Annotated in this window: 13 protein-coding genes; 5 read left to right on the top strand and 8 right to left on the bottom strand. The window is 64.0% G+C overall.

What is annotated here, in order from left to right; all coding sequences use genetic code 11:
- Positions 1 to 7 precede the first annotated feature (7 nt).
- Entirely contained in the window at positions 8 to 1,618 is a 1,611-nt protein-coding gene (locus tag GSQ88_RS20040) for a peptidoglycan DD-metalloendopeptidase family protein (RefSeq protein WP_246784883.1), read from the top strand.
- Positions 1,619 to 1,645: 27 nt separating this feature from the next.
- On the opposite strand, the gene GSQ88_RS20035 is transcribed toward GSQ88_RS20040, so the two are convergent.
- From GSQ88_RS20035 to GSQ88_RS20020, 4 genes are all read right to left on the bottom strand, one after another.
- On the bottom strand, positions 1,646 to 2,359 hold the full coding sequence (locus tag GSQ88_RS20035) for an LrgB family protein (RefSeq protein WP_159009435.1): 714 nt from the start codon (positions 2,357 to 2,359) through the stop codon (positions 1,646 to 1,648).
- Positions 2,356 to 2,751 (bottom strand): CidA/LrgA family protein, encoded by a 396-nt coding sequence (locus tag GSQ88_RS20030; RefSeq protein WP_159009434.1) that lies wholly within the window; start codon positions 2,749 to 2,751, stop codon positions 2,356 to 2,358. Before GSQ88_RS20030 ends, GSQ88_RS20035 begins: the two co-directional genes overlap by 4 nt.
- A 121-nt stretch (positions 2,752 to 2,872) precedes the next feature.
- Positions 2,873 to 4,165, bottom strand: coding sequence for an MFS transporter (locus GSQ88_RS20025; RefSeq protein WP_159009433.1), 1,293 nt, complete (start codon positions 4,163 to 4,165; stop codon positions 2,873 to 2,875).
- 60 nt (positions 4,166 to 4,225) lie between these two features.
- Positions 4,226 to 5,119, bottom strand: a complete 894-nt coding sequence (locus tag GSQ88_RS20020; protein ID WP_159009432.1) for an alpha/beta fold hydrolase — start codon at positions 5,117 to 5,119, stop codon at positions 4,226 to 4,228.
- Between the two features lie 190 nt (positions 5,120 to 5,309).
- Between GSQ88_RS20020 and GSQ88_RS20015 the strand changes: the two genes are divergently transcribed.
- The gene (locus tag GSQ88_RS20015) at positions 5,310 to 6,005 is read left to right on the top strand and encodes a GntR family transcriptional regulator (RefSeq protein WP_159009431.1); all 696 of its coding nucleotides are present in this window, start codon (positions 5,310 to 5,312) and stop codon (positions 6,003 to 6,005) included.
- A gap of 111 nt (positions 6,006 to 6,116) precedes the next feature.
- Positions 6,117 to 7,172 (top strand): PdxA family dehydrogenase, encoded by a 1,056-nt coding sequence (locus tag GSQ88_RS20010; protein WP_159009430.1) that lies wholly within the window; start codon positions 6,117 to 6,119, stop codon positions 7,170 to 7,172.
- A gap of 18 nt (positions 7,173 to 7,190) precedes the next feature.
- Here GSQ88_RS20010 and GSQ88_RS20005 read toward each other — a convergent pair whose 3' ends face one another.
- Positions 7,191 to 7,667: a carboxymuconolactone decarboxylase family protein gene (locus tag GSQ88_RS20005; protein WP_159009429.1), complete on the bottom strand. Its 477-nt coding sequence runs from the start codon at positions 7,665 to 7,667 to the stop codon at positions 7,191 to 7,193.
- Positions 7,668 to 7,713: 46 nt separating this feature from the next.
- On the bottom strand, positions 7,714 to 7,911 hold the full coding sequence (locus GSQ88_RS20000) for a hypothetical protein (RefSeq protein ID WP_159009428.1): 198 nt from the start codon (positions 7,909 to 7,911) through the stop codon (positions 7,714 to 7,716).
- A 58-nt stretch (positions 7,912 to 7,969) separates the two neighbouring features.
- Here GSQ88_RS20000 and GSQ88_RS19995 point away from each other — a divergent pair, with 58 nt between their 5' ends.
- The gene (locus tag GSQ88_RS19995; protein WP_159009427.1) at positions 7,970 to 8,422 is read left to right on the top strand and encodes a MarR family winged helix-turn-helix transcriptional regulator; all 453 of its coding nucleotides are present in this window, start codon (positions 7,970 to 7,972) and stop codon (positions 8,420 to 8,422) included.
- Positions 8,423 to 8,476: 54 nt separating this feature from the next.
- Positions 8,477 to 9,709: a lytic murein transglycosylase gene (locus GSQ88_RS19990; RefSeq protein WP_159009426.1), complete on the top strand. Its 1,233-nt coding sequence runs from the start codon at positions 8,477 to 8,479 to the stop codon at positions 9,707 to 9,709.
- Positions 9,710 to 9,894: 185 nt separating this feature from the next.
- Here GSQ88_RS19990 and GSQ88_RS19985 read toward each other — a convergent pair whose 3' ends face one another.
- Positions 9,895 to 10,716 (bottom strand): SDR family NAD(P)-dependent oxidoreductase, encoded by an 822-nt coding sequence (locus tag GSQ88_RS19985; protein WP_174248062.1) that lies wholly within the window; start codon positions 10,714 to 10,716, stop codon positions 9,895 to 9,897.
- 29 nt (positions 10,717 to 10,745) lie between these two features.
- A complete protein-coding gene (gene recJ, locus GSQ88_RS19980) occupies positions 10,746 to 12,587 on the bottom strand; it encodes a single-stranded-DNA-specific exonuclease RecJ (RefSeq protein WP_159009424.1) in 1,842 nt (613 codons plus the stop codon).
- Positions 12,588 to 12,924 lie beyond the last annotated feature (337 nt).

Raw genomic sequence — 12,924 nt, 5'->3', positions numbered from 1 at the left:
CGGGCGGTTGAGAACGAAGGCTGTTTGCCGCCCGTTTTTCCGGATTCTGGCGCCGACGCTGACGTCTCTGCTGCTGCTCGTCGCAGGCCCGTCAACGCTGTTCGCCGACGAGTTCAAAACACCGGCGATATCGGCGGTTCACGTCGAATGGCGTGCCGTGCTCGATCAGCTCCGCTCCGAGTTCAGCAGCCAGCCATCGGTCGCATCTGGCTTTGCGTTTTCGGGCCAGCGCCGGGTCCCGGGCTCTGATCCGCGTTCGACGCCGGCGCTGGTCCAGCTCAATGCCGTGACATCGCCCATTTTCACCGGGATCGGCCGCAGCCCGGTTCCGGTGCTGCTGCCGTTCGACACCGCGGCGTTTCTCGAAGCGCGGTCGAACGGCGTGCCGGCCAGCGTTATATTGGCACGCTACCAGGCGGACTTCCGCTCCGCCGATCTGTTCGAGGCCGGCCAGGCCGGCTACGACGCGATGTTTTCGCTCGAGCCCGGCGCCGGTGACGGCATGCCGCAACGAACCTTTGCCAAGCCGGTCGAGGTGCAGATCACCGGCTCGATCCTGACCTATGACATCAACGATCCGCTCGGCGGCAAGGGCGAACCGGTCAAGGCGCTTGCGGCGCAGTTTCCCGATTTGCGCCGCTTCATCCGGGAAGGCTATGTGCGCTACGCGTTCACCCGGTTCGGCGTTCCCTATGTGGTGTCGATCCAGTGTCTGGACAGCGCGCCGCGCGAACGGCGGCTGGCCTGCCGCGAGGCCTATCCGGTGGCCGAGCGCTTCCTCAAGGCACTTCGCATCGCCGGCGGCCAACCGTCGCGGGCGCGGAGGGATATGGCATCGGCCGTCGTCGAACGGCCGACGGAGTGGTCCGCTGAATTCAGCTACCGCCCGGTCGGCGACATCATTGCCAGCAGCGGCTACCGTAAGCAGGGCGGACGCGCTGACCTGACCGCCTATTCGCAAATCCGCTTTCCGATCCAGAAGACCCCCGCTTTCGTCCGCTCGCAATCCTTCGGCAAGCGCGACAAATCCGAGCAGCCGAACGGAAGCTATCCCTGGCGGGATAATTTCTGCGAATCCCGCAGCTTTGAAGTGGGGCAATGCCCCGCCGCTTTCGGTCACCAGGGCGAGGACATTCGACCGGGCGCCTGCCCGGGCAATAATGAAGAGGATCATTGCGATCCCAAGCAGCAGGCGGTGCTGGCGGTGCGCGACGGCGTCGTGATCCGGTCGCTGACGCAACAGGCCGCGATCCTGCAGATCAACAGCAGCACCGAACATATCCGCTTTCGCTACATGCATATGAGCCCATCGAGCATGGATGCCGACGGCGTTCTGAACGGACGCCACGTCGAGGAAGGCGAGAAGATCGGCGTCGTCTCGAATTACCTCGACCATCCCAACGGGACCACGCGGCATCTGCATTTCGACGTGCAGGTGTTCACCCGCGACGGCTGGCTCTGGGTCAGTCCCTACGTCACGCTGGTCTCCGCCTATGAGCGCCTGATCCACGGCCGCGGCCGCGAAATCGGTCCTGAGATGGCCGCCTCCCCGGCCGTGGCGCATGCGCTGCCCGAGGACGTCGTGCATCCCGACATGCAGGAAGGCGGCGAGAACTAATTCGCTGCGATCCACGTCGATGCGACGCTAGAGCCATTGCAGCAGAAGCGGCACCACCAGCGAGGTAGCGACGCCGTTGAGCCCCATGGCGATCCCGGCAAACGTGCCCGCGATTTCGTCGACCGCAAAAGCCCGGGCCGTGCCGATGCCGTGTGAGGTCAGGCCAACCGCGAAACCGCGCGCGGCGTAATCGCGGATCTTCAAGGCGTTCATCAGCGGGGTAACGATGACAGCCCCCATCACGCCGGTCGTGATCACCAGAACCGCCGTGAGCGCCGGTCGCCCGCCGAGATTCTCGCTGATCGCCATCGCGATGCCGGCGGTGACTGATTTCGGCGCCAGCGACACCAGGATTTCACGGGGCACGCCGAACGCGGCGGCGACCGCGACAACCGATACGACCGCCGTTACCGCGCCGGCAAGCAGCGCAGCCGCCATCGGCAGGATATTGGCGAGCACCAGCGTGCGATGCCGCACCAGCGGCACGGCGATGGCGACGGTGGCGGGCCCGAGCAGAAAATGGACGAACTGTGCGCCCTGGAAATAGGTTTCATAGGGCGTTCCCGTGGCGATCAGAACCGCGCCCATCGTGGCGATGGCGATCAGCACCGGGTTGACCAGGGGGTGACGGCCACAGGCCCGCGCGATAGCGTCGGCGACGATCCACGCCACCAGGGTCAACGCCAGCCAGAGTAGCGGCGTCGCCGAGAGATAGACCCAGATCGAAAACGGATTGGTCATGCGCCACCATCGCGCGATGCGCCCGGCGCCAGCGCGCGTTTGACGAAAATGAAGACATAGACGGTGACCAGCAGCGTCAGCACCGTCGAAACCAGCAGCGCAACGAATATCGCGAGCGCGTAACCGCCTATCAGCGGCAATTGCTGCACGATCCCGACGCCCGCGGGAACGAACAACAGGCCGAGCGAACCGAGCAACGCCGAGGCGGTGACGCCGAGATCGGTTTTCTCGATCTCGGAGGTATCCGCACCGGTGATGCGGGCATGGATCATCGCGCCGGCCGCAAGCAGCGCCAGCCCGATCACCGGACCGGGGACCGGCAGGCCCAGCGCGCGCGAACATATTTCACCGGCGAGCTGGCAGACGAGCAGCAGGGTCAGGGTACGAATCATCGCTTCAACACTCGCGGGGTGGTTGGCCTGGGCGAAGCTTATAAAAGGCGATGCGACGGGACCAGCCGGATCCGCGCGCCAGACCATCCACCAGACTGTGAATTGGGCTCAAGCGGCCCGCTCACGACGTTTTCGCGTCCTCGACGACATCGAGCGACGGATCGAGCCGGATGAACATTGAAAAGACCGGCCCCAGGATCATCACCGCGATCGACGCCATGAAGGCGATCGACCAATCGCCTCCGGTCACGTCCAGCAGCTTTCCGACGATCAGCGGAGACACCGCGCCCGCAACCGCCATGCCCGCGAACGTCAGGGCGCTGGAGGTGCCGGCATGTTTGGGAGCCACTTCCGCGCCAACCAGCCACAGCGGCGAATCCGCCAATTCCGACAGGAAGAATGCGACGCCGAGGCCGCCGGCGTTGACCAATAGATTGTTACTCAAGAGTAGCGGCACGAGGCCCACGATCGAGCTGAGAAAGCCGAAAATGATAATGTCGCGCCGCGCCCGCAGCCGATTTTTGCTTTTCCTGAAATGCCAGTCGGACAGCACGCCCCCAGCCATCGTGCCCAACGTTCCCCCCAGCAGCACCAGCGTCGAGAACACCGCCGATGCCTCGATCTTCATGCCGTAGCGCGTCGAGAAATAGGACGGCACCCAGTTCAGGAAGAACCACAACATCCAGCCGTGCGCAAAGCATGCGGCCGAAGCGGGCCATACCCGCCGCAGCAAATCCGGCCACACGATGGGCTCGAGCGTACGCCCTTGCGTGATCTTGCCGCTGCAACGGCCGAGCACCGCGAGTTCACTCTCGGAGATCGCGGGATGCGCGCGCGGCTCATCGCGAAACCAGGTGTAGAGAAACCCAAAGAACAGGATCGTGATGACGCCGAGCACGACAAACGACGCGCGCCACGTCAACGACACGATCAAGCCCGTGACGATGAGCGGCGCCAGGGCGTTGGCCAATCGTCCGCAGCCATGCATGACGCCCAAAGCGAGGCCGCGCCGGTATTCGGGAATCCAGTTCGAAATCACCCGAACGGCGGTCGCATAAATCGGGGCTTCGCCGGCCCCGACCAACAGCCTTGCGACCACCAGCGAGGGCAGCCCCCACACGAGGCCCGTCCCGATCGTCGCTACCGACCAGATCAGACCGCTGAGCGTTAGGAGACGCCGGGCGCCGAACCTGTCGCTCAACCATGCTCCCGGCACACCACAACATGAATAGGCGGTCGCGAAGGCCGAGAACACCAGGCCGAGCTGCGTGTTGGTGAGTTGCAGTTCGTTCTTGAGAATGGGAGCGGCGACCGAGATGTTGGTGCGGTCGACATACATGATGAACGCCATCACGCAGAGCAACAGAAATACCCTGTTGCTCACCGGCGTCTTGTCGGTTGCGCCTTGCGCCATGAGCGTTTCCGGGAGCCGGTTCGCTCCCTGCAATTGCATTATTTGAAGGTGGCAGAACCTTTAGGCGGCGGCGAAGAAGTTACGTAATTCGGTGTAGGTTTCCTCGGGCGCTTCTTCCTGCAAATAATGTCCCGACGGCACAGTCGCGGTACGCTCGATATGGGCCGCGTAATGCGACCAGACCTCGGCCGCGTCGTGATTGCGGCCGACGCCACCCTTCTTGCCCCACAGGATCATGGTCGGACAACTGACCTTGTTGCCGGCCTCGAAATCCGCGGTATCCATGTCGAGATCAACGCCGAAGGTCGCGCGGTAATCCTCGCACATGCCGTAGACCGTCCTCGGATTCTTGATGCAGCGGATATACTCGGCCAGCGCGCGCGGATCGAAGAAGCTGGTGCCCTGATCGGTTTTCGACAGCTTGCGGCGAATGAAGAATTCCGGATCGGCATTGATCATGGTTTCCGGCGTCGGAGTGGGCTGGATCATGAAGAACCAGTGCCACGAGAAAGTGCCCCATCGCCGCGTCACGTTATTGAGCAAATGATGCTGCGGCAGCATGTCGAGAAACACCGCGCGGGTCACCGCATCCGGGTGGTCGAGGCACAGCCGGTGCAGCACCCGCGCGCCCCGGTCATGGCCGCCGGCCATGAATTTGTCGAAGCCAAGATGACGCATCACCTCGATCTGGTCGAGCGCCATGGATCGGAACGAATAGGCGGAATGATCGGGACCGCCATCGGGCTTGGAGCTGTCGCCGTAGCCGCGCAGATCCGGCAACACCACGGTAAACTCCTCGGCCAGGCGCGGCGCGATCTTGTGCCATGTCAGGTGCGTGAAGGGATTGCCATGCATCAGCAGCAGCGGCGGACCTTTGCCGCCATAACTCACCACAATATCGGCGCCGCTGGTCTTGATCCGCGTATGCGTGAAATTCTCGAGTAGTTCCGACATGTGCTCTCCGTCGATCGGTTCGCCTGATGACGCCGCGGGCTCGTTCGCATTTCCCCGCCTCGCCGCCCCTGTACGCGCGGGCCTGCGCGACAGAACACCAGCGGGCGCCCACCTGTCAATAATCGTCGACAATTTTGGAAATCGAGCCTAAAAGCAGGGAACCGGATGTTCCTGATATCGAGGGCCTGAAATGAACCCACCCGCGGTTGTTCGCAGCGCAACGTCGTCGGCCGGACGGGCGCCGTTGACCGCCATCGTCCGGGACGAAATCATCCGCATGATCGAGGCCGGCGCCTTGGCGCCCGGGGTTTGGGTCAATGAAGCCGACCTTGCGGCCCGTCTCGGCGTCAGCCGTGCGCCTATCCGCGAGGCCTGCCGCGGCCTCGAGCAATCGGGGCTATTGAGTTTCGTCGTCAACCGCGGCGCGTTTGTGCGCGAAATCGACCCTGTCGAAGCGGCAGAACTCTATGATCTCCGCTCCGCCCTCTTTGCATTGGCGGGCCGGGAACTGGCGCCTGTCATTCACGAAAAACAACTGCGAATACTGGCTAAACTGCTCGACGACATGGACGCCGCCGCCGACGACGGCGACCTCGATGTCTATTATCCGCTCAATCTTTTGTTCCACCAGACGCTGCTTGAGTTCACCGGCAACAGGCGTCTGCTGCTGACCTACCAGAGCATCATTCGCGAACTTCATCTGTTTCGCCGCAAAGCGTTGGTGACACGCGAACGGATGTCGGATTCCAATGCCGAGCATCGTGCCATCTACGCAGCGCTGCGCGCGAAAAATCCGGTCGCCGCGGCGTCGTTGATGGAAGCGCATGTGCTCAATGCCAAAAAGCGCATCTTCCAGACCATCCCGTCGCGTGAGGCGGCCGGTTAGCGGAGCCAAGGCAGAAACCTCTCGGCTTCGGTCAAACTTGACAGGCCAATAATCGTCGACGATTATTCCAAGGGGCCGCAAGATGGCCCCAGACTTCGAAAGCACACGCTTATGACAAAACCCATTATCGCGATCATCCCAGGCGACTGCACCGGCATTGGACCGGAGCAGACCGCGCGAATCCTCAGCGACCGGCGCGGGCGCGATGTCGCCCGGCTGGTTTATGTCGGCGATAAACGGGTGCTCGACATGGGCATGAAGCAGGCCAAGGTCGATGTCGCCTGCAACTGGATCAAGACGCCCGCTGAGGCCGATTGGAGCGACGAGGCCCATGTGCCCGCGATCGATCTCGGCAACATCGATCCGGCGCTGTTCCCGCCGGGCTTGTCCAGTGCCGATTCCGGCCGCTTGACCGGCGACACCCTGGCGGCAGCGATCGAATTCGCCAAAGCCGGCCAGATCGACGGGCTGACCTTTGCTCCGCTCAACAAGCAGGCCCTCCACAAAGGCGGCTGGCACTTCCCCGACGAGCACAAGATGTTCGCGCATCTGCTGAACTTCAAAGGCCTGTTCAGCGAGATGAACGTGCTCGACAATCAGTGGATGACGCGCGCCACCTCGCACGTCTCGCTGCGCGAGGCGGTCGAACAGATCAGCGTTGACCGGATCTGCGATTCCTTGCGGCTTTCCCACGACACCATGGTGATGGCCGGAATTGAAAAGCCGCGCATCGCGGTCGCCGCACTCAATCCGCATGCCGGCGAAGGCGGCCTGTTCGGGCGCGAGGAGATCGAGATCCTGGCGCCCGCGATCAAGAAGATGGCGGATGAAGGCATCAACTGCAAAGGCCCCTTCCCGTGCGACACCATCTACATCAAGGCGTTCGCCGGCGACTATGACAGCGTGCTCTCGATGTATCATGACCAGGGTCAGATCGCGACCAAGCTCAAAGGCTTCAACAAGGGCGTGACCATCACGGCCGGGCTCGACATCGTCTTCACGACGCCCGCGCACGGCACCGCCTTCGATATCGTCGGCAAAGGCATCGCCGACATCGGCGCCTATGAAGCCGCGATCCGGCTGGCGGCGCGCGTTGCGGCGCGCAAGAAGGCATCGGGCACGGCGACAGCCTCGCCCAAGCATCTCGCCGCGGCCGACATCGCGTAAGCCATTCTCGTCTTACTGCTAGGACGCCGCGACCGCCGCCTTCTGCCGCGCCGGCGGGGTCCAGCGATAGGCGACGCCGAACCTGTTCCAGACGTTGATCGAAGCGATCGCGGATGTGAGATAGGTGAGCTCCCGTTCGGAAAATTCCGCACTCGCCTCGGCGTAGACTTCATCACTGACGCCGCCCGTCAGCAGGGTCAGCGCCTCGGTCCAGGCCAGCGCCGCGCGCTCACGTGGCGAGAATTGCGGCGCCTCGCGCCACACCACCACCAGATTGAGTTTGTCGATGGCAATGCCGAGGCTCTCGCCTTGCAGGATGTGGAACTGTACGCAAAACGCGCAACCATTGATCTGCGACGCGCGCAACTTGATCAGTTCGAGCAATTGCTTGTCGATGCCGGCCTTGGCGGCGAGCTGACCGAGGTTACGGACAATTTCGTAAGTGTCCGGCGCCTGTGTCATGAAGTCTTTGTATTCGCTTCTGGCATGTGACATCTTAGTTTCCTAACCATATCAGTGTTCTGATATATTATAAGAGCACTTATATAGCGGGCAAGGTCGCGATGGCGAAAAAGACAAAATCGAAAAACACAAAACCGATCATGGCTCGACAAACGGCAAAAAAGGCCTCGGCCGAAAAACCGGCAAAACCGAAAAAATCGCCGAATTCAAAAAAAGGCCGAAAACCGCTCGGCGCCAAAAAGCCCTCCCAAAAAGCAGTCCTGCGCGCCAAAATCATCGCTCAGGCGAAAACCCGCTCCCGCCAAAAACCTGCTTCCGGCAATCCCGACCCCACGATGATCCGCCCTCCGCCGCCGGGCCAGGGCAAGCGCGGCGAGCAAGGTTATCTCGCTTATCTGCTGCGGCAGGCGCAGGCGGCCGCCCGGCTGGCCATGGAGCGGGCGCTGGCCGACCTCGGCGTCACGCCGCCGCAATTCGTGGTGCTGACCATGCTGCGGGCCTATCCGGGGCTGTCCGGCGCCGACCTCGCGCGGGTGGCGCTGCTGACCCCGCAGACCGTCGGCGTCATCATCCGCAACCTCGAGCGCGACGGCGCCATCGGAAAGGCCCCGCACCCGATCCACGGCCGGGTGCTGCAATGGAGGCTGACCCGGCGCGGCGAAACGCGACTCGATAAGTGCCGGCGGCGTGCGCTGGGCATCGAACGCCGCCTGATGGCCGGCCTCCCGAAGCAGGCACAGACTACAATCCGCCGCTGGCTCGCCAGAATCGCCACCGATCTGGGCTAATTCCGCGGCGTCATGGCTGCTGCCGAGGGCCTTCGACGCAGCTAGACTGGCCGGATGCAACAGCCTGATTCCCTCAAGGCGCCAACCCGACGCGCGCTCCTGCAATCCGGCCTCGCGGCCGGCGCCCTGTTGATGCATCCGCGCGCGGCCCTCGCCGCCCCGCCGGGCTTCGAGAAATGGCGCGAGGGGTTTCGCGCGCGCGCGCTGGCAAAAGGTGTCTCGGAGGCGACCTGGAACCGGGTGATGGGCCACCTTGAGCCGGACATGACCGTGTTCAAGGAGCTGCAGAGCCAGCCCGAATTCAACGAGGAGATCTGGCAATACATCAACCGCCGGGTTTCCGACTGGCGCGTCATCCACGGCAGGGAAGCGCTGCGGAAGAACGAAGCGGTGTTCGCCCGGATCGAGCATGATTTCGGCGTCGAGCGCGGCACGCTGCTGGCGCTGTGGGGCGTCGAGTCTGCCTATGGCGATCCGCAGGTGCAGCAGAACCATATGCGCCCGGTATTCCCCGCGCTGGCGGCGCTGGCGTGGAACGAACCGCGCCGCCGGGCCTACTGGCAATCCGAGTTGATCAATGCGCTCAAGATCGTCGATCACGGCTGGAGCACGCCGCAGGAGATGCGGGGCTCGTGGGCCGGCGCGATGGGACATACCCAGTGGATGCCGGAAGTCTGGCTCAATGTCGGCATGGATTATGACGGCGACGGCAAGATATCGCCGTTCGGCAAGCCCGACGATGCGCTGGGCTCGACCGCGCGCTACCTGGTCAATCGCGGCAAATACCACGCCGGCGAACATTGGGGCTACGAGGTGCGCGGCGCGAGCGGCTCGTCCAGCGGCAGTCGAAGCTACGCGGCGTGGTCCAGCGCCGGCATCGCCCGCGCCGACGGCCAGCCGTTTCCGCAACCCGATGCCAGCGCCAAGATGTGGGTGCCGGTCGAAGGCGGGCCGGCGTTCCTGCTGGGGCCAAATTTCTACGCGGTGCGCAGCTACAATCCCTCGATGAACTACGCGCTGGCGATCTGCCATCTCGGCGACCGTATCCTGGGCGGGCCACCCTTCATCCAGCCGTTCCCGGGCTCGGAGCGCGCGCTGACCCTATCCGAGGTGCAGGAAATGCAGACCCGCCTCACGAGAGCCGGCTTCGATACCGGCGGCACCGACGGCCGTGTCGGCAATGACACCATGGCCGCGATCCGGAACTACCAGACCCAGATGGGGCTTCAGCCCGCCGACGGTTACGGCGGACTGAAGGTGCTGGCGCGGTTGCGGCAAGGGCCGTAGCGATCGCGATGAACGTACAGCCTTCGTCATTCCGGGATGCGCCTCTTGGCGCAGGCCCGGAATCCATACGCCCTGTGGCGGCGTCTGGCCGCTGAACGGGAACACAGGGGTTATGGATTCCGGGCTCGCGCAAGCGCGCGCCCCGGAATGACGGCGAGTGTGACGCGACGTCACCACGAATCCGCTCAACTCTTCCGCGCGACGCCGCCTGCGTTCATGCCGCCGTCGATCACCAGTTCGCTGCCGGTGACGTAGCTCGACATGTCGGAGGCCAGATACAGCACGCCTTGCGCGATCTCGGCAGCATGGCCGGCGCGCGCCAATGGCGTTGCGAACCTGGCGCGCTCTTCCGGATCGATCGGCGCGTTCTGGCCGCGACCGGCGGCTTCGGTCGGAATCTTGCCCCAGATCGGGGTGTCGATGATCCCTGGATGCACCGAGTTGACGCGGATGCCGTCGCCGACACCCGCGCATTCCATCGCGATCGACTTGGCGAACAGCCGTACGCCGCCTTTGGTCAGACTGTAGGCGGACAGACCCGGCGCGCCGCGCAGACCCGCCAGCGACGACATCAGGATGATCGAGCCGCCGTTCTCTCGCGTGCTGGTCTTGCGCATCGCCGGCAGGCAATGCTTTACCGAAAGAAATACGCCGTCGAGATTGATGGCATTCTGCCGCCGCCAGTCCTCCAAGGTCATGTCGGTGATCGAGGGCACCGATATGCCGATACCGGCGTTGGAAACCAGCACGTCGAGCCGGCCGTAGCGCTTTTCGACTTCCGCGACGATCTCGATCCAGCGCGGTTCGCTGGTCACGTCCTGATGCAGGAATGTCGCCTCGCCGCCGGCTTTCTTGATGCCGGCGACAACTTCCGGTCCCTTCAATTCATCGACATCGCTGACCACGACCGACGCGCCCTCGCGCGCCAGCAATTCGGCGACCGCCGCACCAATGCCCGACGCCCCGCCGGTCACCAACGCGACCTTGCCTGCAACCTGTCCTGTCATTTCCACTCCCGTTTATTGTCTGGCGTTTCTTACCTGATGATAGCCGGTCCCTGATCCGGCACCGCGACATCGATCACGCGCAACTGCACGCGCTCGCTGCCCTGCCAGCGATCGACCGCGAGCGATCCTGCCACATGCAGCGGCTGGCCGCGATTCTCGGTCAGCGCATGGCCGAGCTTCTGGCCGACCGAGCGGAACGCGATGCCGTTGACGATGGAGCCATCGCCCGATTTGAAGCGCAACCGCAAATGCGCTTGGCCCACTTCATCAGCATAGACCAGTTGATGCGACGGCAGCGCGATGACGGGTTCCGGATTGCCGCTGCCGAACGGGCCGGCGCGGTTGAGCGTCGCGGCCAGCTCGGTGGTGACCGCCCGCGCGCTGACCGCGCCGTCGATGAACAGCTCGTTTTCATGGCGCGAGTTGGCGACATCTTTTGCCAAGGTGCTTTCCATGAAGGCGCGGAATTCGGCCAATCTCTCTTTGCGCAACGTCACGCCGGCGGCCATCGCGTGGCCGCCGCCCTTCATCAGCAATTTCTCGTTAACGGCCTGTCGCACGGCCTTGCCGAGATCGACGCCGGAGATCGAGCGGCCAGATCCAGTTCCGATACCGCCCGGCTCCAGCGCGATCGCAAACGCCGGCCGCGAGAATTTTTCCTTCAGCCGCGACGCCACCAGGCCGACTACGCCGGGATGCCAGCCTTCCGACGCCGTGACGATTACGGACCCCTTGTCTTCAAGCCCGAGCGACGCCAGCGCCTCGGCTTCGGCTTGCGCCTCCGCCATCTGCTCGATGACCCGGCGCTCGGTGTTGAGGCGATCGAGCTCGGCCGCGATCCGCGCCGCCTCGGAGATATCGCCTTCCAGCAACAGCCGCACGCCCAGATCGGCGCGTCCGATCCGCCCCCCCGCATTGATGCGCGGCCCCAGCATGAAGCCGAGATGCCAGGCCTCTGGCGGACCGTTCAGCCGCGCCACATCCATCAGTGCGGTATGGCCGACATGGTCCCGCCTGCGCATCGCGATCAGGCCTTTGGCGACGAAGGCGCGGTTCAGCCCGATCAGCGGCGCGACATCGGCGACCGTGCCGAGCGCCACGTGATGCAGCATGCCGAGCAGATCCGGCTCCGGCATTTCGCTGGTCCAGAAGCCGCGGCTGCGTAGTTCCCGGTTGACCGCGACCAGCGTGATCAGCACCAGGCCCACGGCCGCGAGATGGCCGAGGCCGGAGAGATCGTCGGGCCGGTTCGGATTGACCAGCGCATCGACCTCGGGCAATTCGTCGCCGGATTGATGGTGATCGATCACCACCACCGACATCCCCAGCCGTCGCGCCTCGGCGAGCGGCTCCAGGCTGGTGGTGCCGCAATCGACCGTGACCAGCAAGGTCGCGCCCTTGCCCGCGAGCATGCGGATCGCCTCGCTATTGGGGCCGTAGCCTTCAAAGATCCGGTCGGGAATGTGAATCAGCGGATCGAGGCCGCAATGGCGCAGGTGCCACGCCAACAGTGCCGCCGAGGTCGCGCCGTCGACGTCGTAGTCGCCGAAAATCGCCACTTTCTCGCGGCGGATGGCGGCGTCCGCGATGCGCTTGGCCGCGGTTTCCATCTGGGTCACGGTGTAGGGATCGGGCATCAATTTGCGGATGGTCGGGTCGAGAAAATCCGCGACCGCGTCGAGCTCGACATCGCGTCCCGCCAGCACCCGCGACAGCATTTCCGGCAGTTGATAGCGTTGCGTGATCGCGAGCGCCCGCGCCGCGCCCCGCGCATCGAGCCGGTCGCGCCACACCTTGCCGGTCGCGGAATGCGCCACGCCGAGAAACGACGGCAGCATTTCGACGGGCAATGCGGAGGCGGGAAGCGTCATGATGCCATCTACAATCGGAGGATGAACGTAGCCCGCATGAGCGCAGCGACATGCGGGTGTACGAAGGGAGGATATCCATCTGCCCCGGATGTCGCTTCGCTCATCCGGGCTACGCTTGCCCCGCGATGTTGACCAAAGTAGCACATCGGTAGCCCCTGGATGCCCCGATACGCCGGTTTTACACAGCGCAGAACGACTTCAGAGGCAGGCATACCTTCGCGATCTCGCGGCAGCATTCGCCCGAGTTTTGCAAATTCAGTCCGCCCAAAACAAGGGCGCAGGGAAGACCGGGTGCGCGCTGCACCCGCGGTCTCATGTGCAAGGATACACAAGCAAG

It is taken from the genome of Bradyrhizobium sp. S69, assembly GCF_009766005.1.
Lineage (GTDB): Bacteria > Pseudomonadota > Alphaproteobacteria > Rhizobiales > Xanthobacteraceae > Bradyrhizobium.
This window is presented reverse-complemented; position numbering and strand designations above follow the sequence as displayed.